General features: G+C 59.7%; 12 protein-coding genes. 5 read left to right on the forward strand and 7 right to left on the reverse strand.

Annotation, left to right across the window (positions count from 1 at the left end):
• Positions 1–14: 14 nt before the first annotated feature.
• Positions 15–446 (reverse strand): cytochrome c-type biogenesis protein CcmH, encoded by a 432-nt coding sequence (locus HMPREF2708_RS00425; RefSeq protein ID WP_141762896.1) that lies wholly within the window; start codon positions 444–446, stop codon positions 15–17.
• A 190-nt stretch (positions 447–636) separates the two neighbouring features.
• Here HMPREF2708_RS00425 and HMPREF2708_RS00430 point away from each other — a divergent pair, with 190 nt between their 5' ends.
• Positions 637–3,324: a DUF6541 family protein gene (locus HMPREF2708_RS00430; RefSeq protein WP_070830984.1), complete on the forward strand. Its 2,688-nt coding sequence runs from the start codon at positions 637–639 to the stop codon at positions 3,322–3,324.
• A gap of 25 nt (positions 3,325–3,349) precedes the next feature.
• Here the strand turns inward: HMPREF2708_RS00430 and HMPREF2708_RS00435 are convergent, their stop codons facing one another.
• Positions 3,350–4,306 (reverse strand): exodeoxyribonuclease III, encoded by a 957-nt coding sequence (locus tag HMPREF2708_RS00435; RefSeq protein WP_070830987.1) that lies wholly within the window; start codon positions 4,304–4,306, stop codon positions 3,350–3,352.
• A gap of 43 nt (positions 4,307–4,349) precedes the next feature.
• The gene (locus HMPREF2708_RS00440; RefSeq protein ID WP_070830990.1) at positions 4,350–5,660 is read right to left on the reverse strand and encodes an MFS transporter; all 1,311 of its coding nucleotides are present in this window, start codon (positions 5,658–5,660) and stop codon (positions 4,350–4,352) included.
• Positions 5,661–6,055: 395 nt separating this feature from the next.
• Here HMPREF2708_RS00440 and HMPREF2708_RS00445 point away from each other — a divergent pair, with 395 nt between their 5' ends.
• The 4 genes from HMPREF2708_RS00445 to HMPREF2708_RS00460 all read left to right on the forward strand — a co-directional run bounded on the left by HMPREF2708_RS00445 (position 6,056) and on the right by HMPREF2708_RS00460 (position 12,635).
• The gene (locus HMPREF2708_RS00445) at positions 6,056–7,177 is read left to right on the forward strand and encodes a molecular chaperone DnaJ (protein ID WP_070830993.1); all 1,122 of its coding nucleotides are present in this window, start codon (positions 6,056–6,058) and stop codon (positions 7,175–7,177) included.
• Between the two features lie 265 nt (positions 7,178–7,442).
• The gene (locus HMPREF2708_RS00450; RefSeq protein ID WP_070830996.1) at positions 7,443–9,665 is read left to right on the forward strand and encodes an NADP-dependent isocitrate dehydrogenase; all 2,223 of its coding nucleotides are present in this window, start codon (positions 7,443–7,445) and stop codon (positions 9,663–9,665) included.
• 465 nt (positions 9,666–10,130) lie between these two features.
• Positions 10,131–11,453: an O-acetylhomoserine/O-acetylserine sulfhydrylase gene (locus HMPREF2708_RS00455; protein WP_070830999.1), complete on the forward strand. Its 1,323-nt coding sequence runs from the start codon at positions 10,131–10,133 to the stop codon at positions 11,451–11,453.
• Positions 11,454–11,498: 45 nt separating this feature from the next.
• Entirely contained in the window at positions 11,499–12,635 is a 1,137-nt protein-coding gene (locus HMPREF2708_RS00460; RefSeq protein ID WP_070831001.1) for a homoserine O-acetyltransferase MetX, read from the forward strand.
• A gap of 6 nt (positions 12,636–12,641) precedes the next feature.
• Here HMPREF2708_RS00460 and HMPREF2708_RS00465 read toward each other — a convergent pair whose 3' ends face one another.
• The 4 genes from HMPREF2708_RS00465 to HMPREF2708_RS00480 all read right to left on the reverse strand — a co-directional run bounded on the left by HMPREF2708_RS00465 (position 12,642) and on the right by HMPREF2708_RS00480 (position 16,492).
• Positions 12,642–13,010: a DUF3017 domain-containing protein gene (locus HMPREF2708_RS00465; RefSeq protein ID WP_070831004.1), complete on the reverse strand. Its 369-nt coding sequence runs from the start codon at positions 13,008–13,010 to the stop codon at positions 12,642–12,644.
• A gap of 20 nt (positions 13,011–13,030) precedes the next feature.
• Positions 13,031–13,888 (reverse strand): bifunctional methylenetetrahydrofolate dehydrogenase/methenyltetrahydrofolate cyclohydrolase, encoded by an 858-nt coding sequence (locus HMPREF2708_RS00470; RefSeq protein WP_070831007.1) that lies wholly within the window; start codon positions 13,886–13,888, stop codon positions 13,031–13,033.
• A gap of 68 nt (positions 13,889–13,956) precedes the next feature.
• Positions 13,957–14,496, reverse strand: coding sequence for a tRNA (cytidine(34)-2'-O)-methyltransferase (locus tag HMPREF2708_RS00475; protein WP_070831010.1), 540 nt, complete (start codon positions 14,494–14,496; stop codon positions 13,957–13,959).
• A 31-nt stretch (positions 14,497–14,527) separates the two neighbouring features.
• Positions 14,528–16,492 carry an alpha/beta hydrolase family protein gene (locus tag HMPREF2708_RS00480; protein ID WP_070831013.1) on the reverse strand — a complete coding sequence of 655 codons (1,965 nt, stop codon included), beginning with the start codon at positions 16,490–16,492 and terminating at the stop codon, positions 14,528–14,530.
• Positions 16,493–16,497 lie beyond the last annotated feature (5 nt).

A 16,497-nucleotide genomic window follows, 5' to 3' on the forward strand; every position in this document is an offset into this window, starting at 1 on the left:
GCGACTACCAAAAACTAGTCCTGACGGCCCTTGTACCCTTGCTCCACAACCATTCGATCGGATAGCAATTTAACGGTGCGCGCTGCAGCGGCTGGCGATTCCTCGGGGTACAGTGCGCGCACCAGCGTGACAGCCGGGCGGATGCCGTGTTCAGAGAGAACACGTCGAACACGCTCGCGCTCCCCCTGGGTCAACTCCAGCGGCGCTACGGGAGGCCTGCGGGTGTAGGACACGACCATCACGACTCCCAGCAGAACAATGAGTCCGAGGGAAATCCACAGTGGCCACGCGTAGGCAAAAGACAGCACGATAAACGCAACGATGACACCGGAAGTCACAACCACCGGGACATTGACAGCAGTACCAGGATCGTTCTGCAGGCTCCGTGCGATGGCTTCCAAATCGGCCATCTGGTGCCGCTCGTTATCTCTCTCGCCGTTTTTCACTGTGAATGTCCTCTCCTTTCCGGGTCCGCACCGAGCTCGCTTCAAGTCTCGCGCAAATTCGCGCTTGGGCTTTACAGCAGCTGAAGTCCCATCAGTCCTTCTTCAAATCTTAGGCGCTCACGTCCCAAGCGCCGAACTAACCCACAGGTATTATTGGACTAATTCAATGCTCTTATCCGTCAGGAGTCCCATGCTCGCTGCCATTGCGGTTGCTGTCTTCATCTTGCTGGCCCCAGGCGCAGTTCTCGGTTGGGTCAGTGGGCTACGCCCCACGCTCGCGTTGGCATCTGCCGGCCCATTAATGCTGGGCGTGGCTGGTTTTTCCGCATGGTTGTCCCACGCGCTCGGGCTGGATTACACCTGGCTATTCGTGGCCGGCATGTGGGCATGGTTCTGTGCCATTGGCTATCTGGTGCGCAGATTCATCCCCCGCGCAACGCCAGAAGACGGCTTCGATTCCGGTGCTGTCACCGCGATGATTGTCGCCGGGGTCACGGTAGTCGGCTCGATGCGCGCCATGCTCGTGCTTAACGACGTCCCCGGCGGCCCCGGCGCTATCCGCGAAGCCTGGGACATGCTCTGGCATACCAACTTCCTCCGGTTCATTGACGAACACGCAATAGCCTCGCCCACCGCGGCCGGTGACCTGATGAATCAGGAGACCGGAGCCGAAATGTTTTACCCCACCGGCTGGCATGCTGTGGCGGGGCTGCTGCCCGGCTCGGTTTTCCTCGATGCCAACGTGTTTGCGTTCTTGGCGCCGGCGCTGCTTCTGCCCGCAGCAACTGCGGTGCTAGCCCGCACCGCAGTTGGCCCTAAGTGGGCGGCCTATGCCGGTCCCGCAGCTGCCGTCGCGACGCTGATGCTCCCGGAGATTTGGGTGGCTCTTTGGCGCACATCCTCCATGCCGTATCTGCTGGCGGTGACCGCTTTGCCGATTGCTGCGGCTTTGACCATGCGGGGCTATATTATCCCCGCTACGCTTGCCCTGGTCGGCACGTTTATCACTCACCCGGCCGGCGCAATTGCTGCCGTGCTCTTTGTTGGCTTGTGGTTGATCACCCAGCCGAGTGTCAGTGGCCTAGCTCGCACGCTAATTGTCGGAGCGCTCACGCTGGTGATGACTCTCCCGGCGGCATTGTCCGCGAGTGGGCAAGGCGAATCCGTTGCGGGCTTTACCGGCCAAATTGAGATTTCCCGCTCCGAATCGCTGTGGCGGACGCTTATCGGATTCTCCCGATATGCTGACGAGCCCATCTTTTCCCGGACCGTTCTGGTTCTTGTACTCATCGGCCTGGTGGTGGCGCTTGTCTCTCGCCTGCCAGACAGCCCATGGGCGCCGTGGCCGGCACTGGTTTTCGGGCTGCTCTTTGTGGTGTCCGATAGTGCGCAGTCCCGTTGGGCTGAGCCGTTCGGCACCTATCTGAAGTTTATTGGCACTTTCTTCTACGACATGCCGTATCGCATGCAGGCGGTTATGGGAACTCTGCGCGCAGTGCTGGTCGGCTACGCAGTCGCGGCTGCCGTTGTCGCGATTGCGGCTGCGGCGCAGTGGATCGTCGCAAAGCGAAATCAGCCGGTCAAGTCGTGGAATCCCGCGCTGGCGATGGGGCTCGTGGCGGCACTGGCGATTGTGCCTGCGACCTGGGTGAGTGGGCCTGCTCAGCGCGATGCAATTCGTGCAAGTTACGGAAGCACGTTTGTGACCGCTGCGGACATGGAAGCTATTGATTGGCTGTCCGAGCAGCCGCATGCGTTTGAGGGGCATATCCTCAATGACCGTCGTGACGGTTCTGCGTGGATGTACGCCATCGCGGGGCTGCCGACGCTGTTCCGCCATTTCTCCTTCTCCGACAAAACTGCCGAGGCAAGCAAGAAGCTACCGACAAACGTTGACTTGCTGGGCTCACATCCGGAATTCGATGCCATGGCGAAAAAACTGGGAGTGCATTACATCATTAGTTCCCCGCCAGGTGTGAACACGGATGGCACGGAAGCGCTGTCGATGCGTTCCTGGGCATGGCACGCGCCGGGGCTAACACCTGTGTATCACCACGGATCGGTGATGATTTTCGCGGTCAACAAGATGTTTTCACCTGAAGAGTTGCACGCTGTTGTCAACAGTTCCCCACACCGCCCGGCGCGCCCCAATCCGCTGTGGATGCCTCCGCGCCAGCCGATCATCCCCTCCCCCGACGAGGCTGTCGATCCGCTCGCCGGCGCGCACATCACCGTCGATTCTCGCCGCGAGGCCATCGAGGCTATCAACGCTGACCTGCCTCGCGCGCTGCGTTTGAGTGGGGACACTTCCGCCCACATCGACAGCATCGTGCAACGCGCCAGCGACAAGCTCCGTCAGCGCGGCGCAATCGTCGGAGCACATTCGCTTGCCGACGACACGGCGAGCGCAGCCACCGTAATCGTCGGTCGCTCATCAGAGGGCCAGACCCTTTCTGGGGATAACATCGGCGATCGTGGTTTTTCGGTATCCGCTGTGGTGGAGTCCCTCGAGCCGAAGGACGATGCCCCTGCTGACTGGCAGCTGGCGGCAGGTGTACGTGACGGAATGGTCTTCCGAGGTTTCAATCCGCATAGCAGCTTCAGCACAAACGGGGTGCCGACAGAGTTCCGGACCGGCCTGGCACCGGCGGTGACAGTGAACCCGAGTTCGCGGCCGCATGCCCCGACGGTTGCGCTATCGCTGGGCGCGGTGGGCACCGCGAAGCTCACCGACGATTTGGCCGACCCCGCTATGCAGGACAAATGGGCCGACGCCATCGTTGACGGCATTGCCTCCATGTTGCGACAGAATCGGCATCTCGTAACCGCTCCCGAACCGGAGTTAATCCCCGAATTCGCTGGCGTCGGAGCACACTAGTCCGCGGCCTAGGTGCGTGCCGAGTTTAGGCGTACTCCACGATCACCGGCGCGTGGTCCGTCCAGCGAAGATCGTAGGCGGCAGGCTTGTCCACCACCGAGCTGACGGCACGCTCGAGCATTGGTTCGGTTACCGCCTGGTAGTCGATGCGCCAGCCGGCATCGGTATCGAACGCCTTACCGCGGTAGGTCCACCAGGACCAAGGGCCGTCAGCTTCTGGGTGCAGACGGCGAGTGACATCAAACCACACCGGATCTGCATTGAGCGCCGGGGCCTCCCACACAGAACCATCGGAGAAGGCACCGGATTCCAGCTCCTTGTCGCTGGCCTGCACCTGCGAATCCTGGGGAACCTCGTCCGGCCAGCAGCCGAAGACCGAATCCATCCAGGCACGCTCCTGTGGTAGGAAACCGCTCTTGCGACGGTTGGTCTTCCAGTTCTTCAGATCCTGTTCGCGGTGGCAGATGTTCCAGTCGCCGCCGATAACTGCGTGGTGACCGTCGCGCCCCTTGGCACCCAGTTCCGCCAGGTAGTCAGAGAAGGCATCGAGGAAGCGGTACTTCTCATCCTGCTTCTCGCTCAGGGCAGCACCAGAGGGCAGGTAGAGGCTGGCAATCTGGACATCCGCATCCAGGCCAGTGTCCGCTGCCGGGGCAACCCCACTGATAAACCGACCGGATTCTTCGAACTCCTCCGAGCCGATGCCCACCTGGACGTCGTTAAGCGGAAAGCGCGAGAGAATGCCCACCCCGGCGCGCCCCTTGGCACCCAGGTTTTCAGCGCCGACCCAATGCCATCCGGCATCAAAGGCGGGCGCGAGAGCCTTGCGTGCCTGGTCGTCGGTGGCGCGGACTTCCTGCAGCAAAACGACATCGGAACTGGTGTGCTTCAGCCACTCCAACAGTCCGAGGTTGGTTTCGCTGCGCTCCTTGACGGCGGCGCGGATGCCGTTGACATTGATTGTCGCGATTGTAAGGCTCATGCCCTCATACGTTACCTATGCGTGCATCGCGCCTTGTAGACCCCTAGCGCAGTTCGATGCGCCCGGACTTCTTCGCCTGTGAGCGGCGGTACAGAACAATGGTCGGCAGAGCGATGAAGATAGCCAACATCGCCAACGTTGCGCCGCCCAAAGCCGGTGCGCGGTAGCCATAACCGGAAGCGATGACCCAACCACCGAGCGCCGCACCGAATGCGTTGGCCATGTTCAATGCGGCCTGGTTGAGAGCTGCCGCCAGCGTCTGTGCGCGACCTGCGACATCCATCAGACGGGTCTGCAGATTCGGTACCAACACCGATCCCAGCAGACCGATAAGGAGGAAGTTGATCGTGCCCAGTACAGCATTTTGCGAGGTGAAGTAGAAGGCGCTGAGCATGATTACCATCAGCACCAGCGCAACCATGATGCCCCACTCCCCGATGCGGTCGGAGAGCCATCCGCCAATGTAGGTACCGACTACCATGCCGATGCCGTAGGCCATCAGCACAATCCAGATGTGGTCTTCGCTCATGCCCGCTTCGCGAGTCATGGTCCAAGTGATATAGGTGTAGACCGCGAACATTCCGCCGAAACCAACGGTGCCGATTGCGACGGTCAGCAGCACCTGCGGTGTCACCAGGGCCGAGAGCTCATCCATCGGACGCGTCTTCGGCATACGGTTCATATGCGGCACAGCGAACCACAGCGAAACAAGTGCAATCAGGCCGATGACCGCTACAAACGCGAAGGCGCTGCGCCAACCGTACATCTGTCCCAGCACCTGCGCGGCCGGCACACCAATCACAGTCGCCACCGACAGTCCCACGCCCGACAGGGCCACCATCTTTCCACGCTGCCCCGGCTTAGCCAGGGAGGCCGCCACCAGAGCTGCCACCGAGAAATACGCACCGTGCGGCAAACCGGCAATGAAGCGGGAGACCATGACAGCTTCGAAAGACCCCAGTGTGCCTGCCCATACCGTGGCACCATTGCCGATGGTAAATGCCGCCATCAGCAGCAGTAGCATGCGCCTGCGCGGAATCGAGCCGGTCAGCACGGTAATCACCGGTGCGCCCACGACAACACCGAGGGCGTACATCGAAATCATGCGCCCCGCGGCATCCTCATCGCGCCCGAAGGCGTCAGCGATGTACGGCAACAGGCCCATGGCCACAAATTCGGTAACCCCGATGCCGAATGCACCGACCGACAGAGCCACAATCACCAAGATTCGGCGTAGATCAGAGATGTCGTCCTGCACCGGAACAGGACGGCGATGCGAGCTAAACGCTCCCGCACGACGCGCACGCGGATTGTGGTCGTCGTTGTGGGTTGTTACTTCGCTTAACGACGTCATTGCGACCGTCTCCTTTTCTCTTCTTACGCCAGTTGGTGGACTCTCAGTTCCCCTCGATTTTCAACCCAAGACGGGCTCGCAAAACCGCGAGGGGAGCCGAAAGGGAAAAGTGAGACTCTACTCCGCAACACAAAAAGTTCGCTATTCTATCCTCCTGTTCCCCGCGTATTTGTGCGCGGAATAACATCTACGGCCATTAGTGGTAGTCGCTCACTCACGTTCTTCTAATACATTTTGCAATCGGCATTGTTTGCCAAGGACTACCAATTCCTTCCGAGCGCCACGGACTTCCTACCATCGAGCGCTCCGGGTCTTCGATGCTGCCGTACTAGCTACCGGGTAAATTGTTTTAAAAGATATTTCGAACTGCAATACCGATAGGATCTTGATCCACTATGGGCGACCGCTATAACCTCTACGAATCTCTGAAGCTGGATAGCGCAGCCAGCACCGAAGAGCTCCATGCAAACCTTTCTAGTCAGCTCTCCGAACTGCGGGATGCCGGTGTCTCGGAGTACTCCGGCGAGTTCCAGGAGAAGCTCACTGCTCTCCAGGTGCTTGGTGATGAGGGACGTCGCCGCGAATACGACGCTTTGCTGGCCGATGAAAACGCCACCATCACCATTGCGACGCTGAGGGAACTAGCAAGTCGCCCAACCTCTGCTGCCCCTGCTTCCACTTTTTCTCCGGCACCAAATCAGGCCGCTCAGCAGCAGAACGCACAACCTGAAACTAATGCAGATTCCGGCGCACAGAACGAGGCCCCACAGTTCTCATTCCAGCAGCAGTCCCAACAATCCCAAGCCCAGCCGCAGCAGGGCCAGCCGCAGTGGCCCAACCCCGCTCAGACCGGGCCGATGACGGTAACCACCACGGTGACCACGGATGTACCTCCACTACCGGAAGACGCAAGCCTTCAGGATGCGTGGAAGCGCCTGCCCCGATTCCCCAAGATCACGGCCGGCCTGCTAGCAGCTGCCTCTGTGCTGGGATACATTCTGGCGGCCGCTGCGATCATTCTCGGGATTAATAATCTGAACTCCGCCCTAGAAGCCCAAGAACGTGACAGTTCCTTGGCGAGTATCGGGGACGACATCCGAGATATCTATGTCGGATTGATTAACGTTAGCTCAGGTGCCGCATTTTTCGCTCTCGGTATCGTCATCGCCGTGATTTCGATGTTCTGGCTCAATAAGGTCTTGCTGGGTCGCAACATCCGCGCTCCTTATTTCCTGGTGGCCGCCACCGGTCCACTCGGTGTGGGACTCGTTGCCATGTGCTACTTCATCCAGGACGTGTTCATCACTATTTTCGCTGGACTGTCGGGCCTTACTCTTATTGCCGTGACAGTTTTGGTTCTCCTCAAGGACATGCGCGCATGGTTCCGCGGCCAGGCCTTCGTCAAAACCACTCAGCCAGCTCCTTCACAGGGGTTCGCTCCGCAGTACCCCCAGGCCCAGAACAACCAGGGCTTCCAGTTCGGTCAGAACAATCCTCCAAACAATGCGCAGAACTAACTAAGCTGCCCTGAACAACCGCGCCGGCGTGCACGACGCCCCAGCGCGGTTTTTTGTATTTGAGGTGCCTGGGCGCGGGGACCGTCGTAAAGCGAAAAATGGAATGAAAAGCGGCGAATAAGCGACAAATAATTACACATTTCGTGACTTACCTCACATAATTGCGTTATTCATATCACTATCACTGTTTTTGCGCTATGCCCCGACACAACCCAAGATTCAAAACTGGGTTATCGTGGAACAAAACAGATAGGAGACATGAATTATGGCGACAATTATTTGGACCCGTACTGACGAAGCCCCTCTGCTGGCGAGCTACTCGCTGAAGCCAATCGTGGAGGCATTTGCAAGCCAGGCTGGTGTCAATGTTGAAACCCGCGACATCTCCCTCGCAGGCCGCATTCTGGCTCAGTTCCCGGAGCGCCTTTCGGACGAGCAGAAGGTAGAGGATGCACTGGCAGCCCTGGGCAAGCTGGTCAAGGAGCCGGACGCCAACATCATCAAACTGCCGAATATCTCTGCATCCGTCCCGCAGATTAAGCGCGCTGTCGCAGAGCTGCAGGAAAAGGGCTACGACATTCCGAAGTACAAGTCGCAGCCGGAAGGCGAGGAAGAGACCGCCGACCGCGCAAAGTTCGACAAGGTCAAGGGCTCTGCCGTTAACCCGGTACTGCGTGAGGGCAACTCCGACCGCCGCGCTCCGGAGCCGGTGAAGAACTACGCCCGCAAGCACCCGCACCGCATGGGCGCTTGGTCCGCAGACTCCAAGACCAACGTCGCCACCATGGCCTCCAACGACTTCCGCCACAATGAGAAGTCCATTGTCATGCCGGAAGACGACAAGCTGACTTACCAGCTCGAGTCCAACGACGGCCAGATCATCACCCTGAAGAAGGACATGCCGGTCCTCAAGGGCGAGATTATTGACGGCACGGGCATGAACGTCCACATCCTGGACAACTTCCTCCGCGCTCAGATCCGTCGCGCAAAGCGCGAGAACATCCTGTTCTCTGTCCACCTGAAGGCCACCATGATGAAGGTCTCCGACCCGCTGATTTTCGGTGAGGTTGTCAAGGCCTTCCTGCCATCTGTTTTCCCGAAGTTCGAGTCCAAGCTGGCTGCTGCCAACCTGACTCCGGACTACGGCATCGCTGCCATCCTCGACGGCCTGCACAAGCTGGACGGCGCAACCGCTGCAGCCGTCAAGTCCGCGATTGAAAAGGACCTGAAGGAGGGCCCGGCCCTCTACATGGTGAACTCCGACAAGGGCATCACCAACCTTCACGTTCCGTCCGACGTCATCGTTGACGCCTCCATGCCGGCGCTGATCCGCAACGGCGGTAAGGGCTGGGGCCCGGATGGCGACGAGTGCGACACTCTCGCGGTTATCCCGGACTCCTCCTACGCCGGCGTCTACCAGGCTGTTATCGAGGACTGCCGCGCCAATGGCGCTTTCGACCCGGCAACCATGGGATCTGTCCCGAACGTCGGCCTGATGGCTCAGAAAGCTGAGGAATACGGCTCCCACGACAAGACTTTCCAGGTTCCGGTTGACGGTGTCCTGCAGGTCATCAACTCCGCTGGCGAAGTTCTGATTGAGCACCACGTCGCCGAGGGTGACATCTGGCGCTCCTGCCAGACCAAGGACGCCCCAATCCGCGACTGGGTGAAGCTAGCCGTTAACCGCGCTCGCATCACTGGTGACCCTGCAGTGTTCTGGCTGGACCCGCAGCGTGCGCACGACAACAACCTGATCAGCAAGGTCAACGAGTACCTGGCAGATCACGACACCGAGGGCCTGGATATCCGCATCATGGATCCGGTGTCCGCCACCAAGTTCTCCCTCGAGCGCATCCGCCGCGGCGAGAACACCATTTCCGTAACCGGTAACGTTCTGCGTGACTACCTCACTGACCTGTTCCCGATCATGGAGCTGGGCACCTCCGCTAAGATGCTGTCGGTCGTGCCGCTGATGGCCGGCGGCGGTCTGTTCGAGACCGGTGCAGGCGGTTCCGCCCCGAAGCACGTCCAGCAGGTTCAGGAAGAAAACCACCTGCGCTGGGATTCCCTGGGTGAGTTCCTGGCACTGGCCGAGTCCCTGCGCTACGCCGCTGAGGATGACGACGACCCACGTCCGCGCGTCCTGGCCGAGGCCCTGGACAAGGCAACCGCTACCCTGCTCGACGAGGGCAAGTCGCCGTCCCGCAAGGCTGGAGAGATCGACAACCGCGGCTCCCACTTCTACCTGGCTCTCTACTGGGCACAGGAGCTGGCCAAGCAGGACGAGAACTCCGAGCTGAAGGAAGCTTTCGCACCGGTTGCCAAGGCCCTCACGGAGAAGGAAGAGTCCATCACCAAGACCCTGATTGATGCTCAGGGTTCCCCAGCTGATCTGGGTGGCTACTTCCTGCCGGACGATGAGACGACCTCCGCAGTTATGCGTCCGTCCGCTGAGTTCAACGAGATCATCGACGGCCTGAAGAAGTAGGACTAACTGCTTGCCCCTGGGTGGTCTGGCTGGTCTGATTGCCCCAGGCTGGCCCTGGCTGACCTAGGCTGCCCGCCGATTTCAAGCGATAGCCCCTCGCTCATGTTGCATTTGATGCACATGATGCGTGGGGCTTTTTCTGTACCTTGACCTCCATAACGGCCTTGACAACTTCCAGTGCTCTTCGGCGGTCTCCGGTACTCTTCGCCCATACTCAGCCCCCAGCTTGGCTCAACCCGACACTCGGCACCGCAGCGCCCGATGCCCCGGCTCCACCCCCACAACTAATCACACCCCACGACCAATCAACACAATCCGTACTAAGCGGGCTATAGCACTCTCGACACAGATCCACACACCCTCTTACCTTGGGTTTTTCCAAAACTTTGCAATAGACAGCTTGGTTCACTATTGTTTGTAAGCAACGTTTTGAACAACCTCAAAAACCGCAAGGAAGTATCTGAAATGACCACCAAGTACGACAACAGCAACGCCGCCGACTGGGGCCTGTCCACTCGCGCTATTCACGCCGGCTTCGCTCCGGACGCACAGACCTCCGCGCGTAACCTGCCGATTTACAACACCTCCTCCTACGTCTTCGATTCGGCTGAGCACGCTGCCAACCGCTTCAACCTCTCGGATGCAGGCCCGATTTACTCACGCCTGACCAACCCGACTGTGGACGCCGTCGAGCAGCGCATCGCCAGCCTTGAGGGTGGCGTCGCAGCCGTACTGTTCGCCTCCGGCCAGGCAGCTGAGACCGCTGCTGTTCTCACCCTGGCTCGTGCGGGCGACCACTTCGTCGTTTCGCCGCGCCTCTACGGTGGTACTGAGACCCTGTTCAAGGTCACCCTGCCGCGCCTTGGCATCGACTGCACTTTCGTCGAGAACCCGGATGACCCGGAATCCTGGCAGGCAGCAGTTCAGGACAACACCGTCGGTTTTTACGGCGAGTCCATTGCCAACCCGCAGATCGACATCCTGGACATCCCGGTTATCGCAGAGGTTGCACACCGCAACAACGTTCCGCTGATCGTCGACAACACGGTTCCGACCCCTGCCCTGCTGCGCCCGCTCGAGCACGGTGCTGACATCGTGGTTTCTTCCACCACCAAGTTCCTGACCGGTAACGGTTCCTCCCTCGGCGGTGTCATCGTCGACGGTGGCAACTTCGACTGGACTCAGACCCGCAACGGCCGCTCCATCTTCCCGAACTTCACCGAGGCCGACGAGGCTTACCACGGCCTGAAGTTCGCCGACCTGGGCGCCCCAGCCTTCGCACTGCGCGCCCGCGCTGGCATTCTCCGCGACACCGGCGCTGCTCCGGCTCCGTTCAACGCTTGGGTTCTGGCACAGGGCCTGGACACCTTGGCTCTGCGCATCGAGCGCCACAATGAAAACGCCAAGGCTGTTGCCGAGTTCCTCGAAAACCACCCGCTGGTCGCCAAGGTCAACTACGCTGGTCTGCCGAGCTCCCCGTGGCACGAGACCCTGAACAAACTGGGTCTCTCCGGCGCCAGCGGCGTGCTCTCCTTCGACTTGAAGGATGCCGACACCGCCAAGGCTTGGAAGTTCATTGACGCTCTGAAGCTGCACTCCAACGTCGCCAACATCGGTGATGTCCGCTCGCTGGTTGTCCACCCGGCCACCACTACTCACTCCCAGTCCGATGAGGAGGGTCTGACTCGCGCCGGCATTTCCCAGGCCACCGTGCGTCTCTCCGTCGGTATCGAGAACATCGATGACATCATCGCTGACCTCGAGGGCGGCTTCGCAGCACTCGCGTAGACCGTTTGTACACAGACATATTGCGGACTAAGTAGTCTATAAGGCATGAGCTTTTCCCCATCCACCCCGGCCGTCCTCCCACCCGAGGGCGAGCCGGGGCATGTCTTTATCGGCGATGTCACCACCGAGGCTGGCGCGGTCATCCCCGACGTCACCGTCGAGTTCGAACGCTGGGGCCGGCTTAACGACGACTGCTCGAATGTCATCCTCCTCGAGCACGCTCTAACCGGCGATGCCCACGCTTCCGGCCCCTCGGATGAGTACCACCCGACTGCGGGTTGGTGGAACGGTATGATTGGCTCTGCCCGCGCACTGGATACCGACGAGTACTGCATCATCTGCACCAACGTCATCGGTGGCTGTCGCGGGACAACTGGCCCCTCCAGCCCACATCCGGACGACGGCAAGCCCTGGGGCTCTCGCTTCCCCGCTATCTCCGTGCGCGACACGGTGACAGTGGAGCACCTTGCGCTGCAAGAACTGGGAATTTCCCGCCTCCAAGCTGTCATTGGCGGCTCCTTGGGTGGGGCCCGCGCGCTTGAGTGGTCACTGATGCACCCTGATTTCGTCGGCAAGGCATTGGTGATGTGTGTCGGCGCACGTGCGTCTGCTTGGCAGATTGGTATTCAGTCTGCGCAAATTCAGTTCATTGAGTCCGATCCCGATTGGCATGGCGGCGACTACTACGACCGCGGTGTGACCCCGACCCGAGGTCTGGGGTTTGCACGCAGGGTCGCGCATTTGACGTACCGTGGCGAACTGGAGATGGATGACCGCTTTGGTGCGGCAGCGCAGCCCGGTGAGAATCCGCTGGGCGCGATGCGCACGGAAGACCGATTCCAGGTAGAAAGCTACTTGGATCATCAGGCGAAGAAGCTGGCTCAGCGTTTCGATGCCGGGTCGTATGTCGTGCTCACCGATACCTTGAATCGGCACAATATTGGCCGTGATCGCGGTGGCCTCAACGAGGCGCTGCACTCGTCAACCGTGCCGACCATGGTTGCCGGTGTGGACACGGACATTCTCTACCCCTTCCACCAGCAGGAGCACCTCGCCCGCAATCTGGGCAACTGCATGGGGCTAGAAAAGATTGAATCCGCCGTGGGTCACGACGGATTCTTGACGGAGTTCGAGCGAGTGGATTCGATTGTGCGTAATTTCCTCTCTCGCGATGTCAGCTAATGTCAGCTAGCTTCCCAGCGCATCCACGCTGACTGCGAGGAATACAATCCCCATCCCGATTATGGAGCAAAACCATAGGTCAAAGGCCCGGGATCGTACAGAGAACACACCTAGAATGCTGTCCGGCAGGTACTGCCTAGCCACACCGAGCAGCACCATTGTGCTTCCCAGCATGAATGTGGCGCGTCGCCAACGCTCCAGCCCCAGGAACACGACGAAGGAGGACATGCCGAAAAAGAGCGCGCCGTAAATCGTATACTGCACCCACATTGGCCACGATGCCCCCGGCGGCGGGGTCTTCGGGCTATGCGGGTTCAGCATTGGATCCGGCAGATCTTCCCGCCGGGCACGCTGCGCAATTTCCCTTTTCGACATGACTTGTTCCTCCTGGCTGACTAGGCCAGGCCAGCGAGCTTTTCAGCGCGCTCGACGACATTGCGTACGAGGAAAGCGCGAGTCAGTGGGCCGACACCACCTGGGTTCGGGGATACGTAACCGGCAATGTCCCAGACGTCATCAGCAACGTCACCGGCCAGCTTGCCGTCGACACGCGAAACTCCCACGTCGAGTACAGCAACGCCAGGCTTGACCATGTCTGCAGTAAGCATATGGGCGACACCAGCGGCTGCGATGATGACATCAGCCTGACGGGTTTCAGCGGCCAAGTCCTTGGTGCCGGTGTGACACAGCGTCACGGTGGAGTTCTCACTGCGGCGAGTGAGCATCAGCCCGATTGGGCGACCGACGGTGACACCGCGGCCGATAACAACAACCTTTGCACCATTGAGCTCGACACCGAAGCGACGCAGCAGGTGGATACAGCCGTTCGGGGTGCACGGCAGTGGTGCTGGCTCGTTGAGGACCAACTTGCCCAGGTTTACCGGGTGGAGGCCATCGGCGTCCTTCTCCGGGTCGATGAGGCCCAGAATACGGTTTTCATCCAGGTGCTTCGGCAGTGGCAACTGAACAATATAGCCTGTGCACTCCGGGCTTTCGTTCAGCTCGGTGATTACTGCCTCGAGTTCTTCCTGCGTGGTGTCAGCTGGGAGATCACGGCGGATAGAGGCGATACCAATCTGCTCACAGTCACGATGCTTCATCTTGACGTAAGAGTGGCTGCCTGGATCATCACCAACCAACACGGTGGCCAGCCCCGGGGTGTAGCCGGCTTCCTTCAAGCGCTCAACGCGCTTTTCCAGGTCTTCAAAGATTTCGTCTCGGTAGAGTTTGCCATCAAGCTTTGTCGCTGCCATGGCATTTATCTTAGGCACAGGAGCGAATAATGCCCAGAAACGCCCTGTAACCGCCCTCGCCTTTGACCCTATTTACCGCCCATAAAGCCCTGCTGACGCCAGACTTCATAAGCAGCCACTGCAGCGGCGTTGGAAAGATTCATGCTGCGACGAGCGGGCAGCATGGGAATTCGGATTAATTGCGTAATTCGCGGATCATCGAGCACTGACTGTTCCAACCCGGTTGGCTCCGGGCCGAAGAGCAGTACATCGGTGTTCGTGTACTCAATGTCTGTGTGCCAAGTGTCAGCGTGTGCGGTAAAGGCAAAGATGCGGCACCCTTGGCTGGCAAAGGTCTCCAACGCTTGATCGATGGAATCGTGAATACGCACATCTGCCAGGTCATGGTAATCCAGCCCGGCGCGACGCAGATTTTTGTCATCGAAGTTGAACCCCAGTGGCTTGGCCAGATGCAGCATAGCTCCAGAGCCCGCACACATGCGGATAGCGTTTCCGGTGTTCGGCGGGATGACAGGCCGGTCAAAAAGCACGTGGCAGGTGTGGCTCTTAATCCAGTCTGTGGAGTTGGTTGGCTCGGCGTTCGTCGGCTCGGTCGTGGCGCTATTCATTTCTTCCGTCAGTTCTTTTCCGCTGCTTCTATTACTGCTCGTTATTGGTTTCTACTGCCGTTGACGCGCTGGGCACCGCATCACACACGCCGTGCTCGGCGAAAAACGCGATGATGGTCTCACCGATGAGCGCTCGGCTCCTCGGCTTCGAGAACTTATGGCCCTCTCCCTCAACCACCAGAAAATCAGTGGGCACACCATAGGCGTCCATGGCGTTGCGCATCTGACCGGACTCTCGCGGAGGCACGTTGGTATCCCACTCGCCGTGGATGAATAGGGTTGGAGCCTTCATTTCCTCCGCACGGTGCAGTGGCGAGATGTCGCGCAGGAGCTCAGCATCCTGGTACGGGTAGCCGTATCGAGGGAACGCGGCCTGCGCCAACCAGGGTTCTGTGGATTGGTAGTAGGTTTCAAAACTTGTCATTCCGCAGGCATCCACGATGGCAGCAAACTGATTCGGATACCATGCCGAGGCCAACAGCGACATGAAGCCACCGTAGGATCGCCCGCCCAGGGCAATGCGTTCCGGGTCCGCCAACCCGGCATCAACGAGGAAGGCACGCGCCGCTGCAATATCCGCAATAGCGGCAAAGCGTCCATAGCGGTCGCCCGCGTGCTCGAATGATCTACCGGACCCCGAGGAACCGCGCACATTAGGAGTGAACACCACGAAGCCCGCCTCCACAATGCTGGCTAGAACATCGTGGTGGATGGGTTTCGCCTGCAGTTCTGGGCCACCGTGGATGTGGATGAAAGCCGGTGGTAGTGCGTTTCCGGAAACGTCATTAGAACTATTGCGCACCGACTCCGGAAGGTAGAGCCAGCCAGACAGTTCCAGCCCATCGCGGGAGACAAAGTAGACCAGCTCTGGGGCCGGCATAGTCTCCAGATTTTTCTCTTCCAGAGCCAAAATCCGTTCGGTGCGTTCCATATCCAATGGCTCAATGACACCACCGATATTGCGCAGAATCTCCACCGTTGGCGCAAGGCCTGGCCCTTCTACTGTCAGGGAGATCAGCTCACCGTCCCCGGAGATTGACAGCTCGCGCGCAACCATGCCCGGCAATTCCACATTGCGGCGCACCATCACCCGCATGTCGTCAGTCTGCGGGTGAAGGCCAAGGGTTAGCACCTCGAGCGTGCTGACCCCACCGCTATTCCACAGCACAGCCGCAGTGGAGGAATCCTCACTGATGACGAATTCTTCGACGTCTTGATCCGGATTGCCAATGAACTCCTCGACATCAACTTCGATGCCGATCTTCATATCCAAAATCTCCGCTGCGGTCGATTCCGCTGTACGCGGCTCAGTGGTGCTGATACCGCTGTCGGGAGTAATACCCAGGCGCAGGATGCGACGCTGTTCCGCGCCATGATCTGAGAGCACGAATGCGGTCAGTTTCTCCTGCCCCGGATGCGCCAATAAGACACCGGCATCCGTGGTGGAGCCAGGATCGGATGGCAACAGCGGCTGCCACTGCTGCCCCGGCCCGACTAGCAGTAGTTCACGGTGGCCTCGCGGCCCCACCCGCACGAGGCCAAACCCACTTTCAGCCGCTACCAGTTGGCTGTCAGTGCGTTTATCAATGACCTCATACTTTGAGTTTGTCGGGTTGACCAAACGTGCATAGTTAATGCCCTGGGCATCGACCGCGTTCATCGCTAGCAAATCGTTATCCCATTCCACCAGTGTTGCGCGCATATCCGCATCCATGCGCAGGGGTCGGGCACCGTCGACCTCCGGATCGGTGGATACCAGCCAGGTCTGCAGTCGCTCCGTGCCGTATGGAGAGACCTCGCAGGCAATCCACTTTCCATCCGGGGAGTGCAGCACCCTGGTGACCGGGCCTTCCACCGGCAGTTTCACGGGGCGTTCCTGCCCTAGCCCCTCCGGAGTAATCTCCTGCTGTACTGCATGCGGGTAGCCGCTATCGCGGACAATGAAGGCAATCGCACTCCCATCCGGCGCTAACGAGGATTCATAGGTCTGGCGCATGACAA

This window comes from Corynebacterium sp. HMSC073H12, assembly GCF_001837775.1.
Classification (GTDB): domain Bacteria; phylum Actinomycetota; class Actinomycetes; order Mycobacteriales; family Mycobacteriaceae; genus Corynebacterium; species Corynebacterium amycolatum.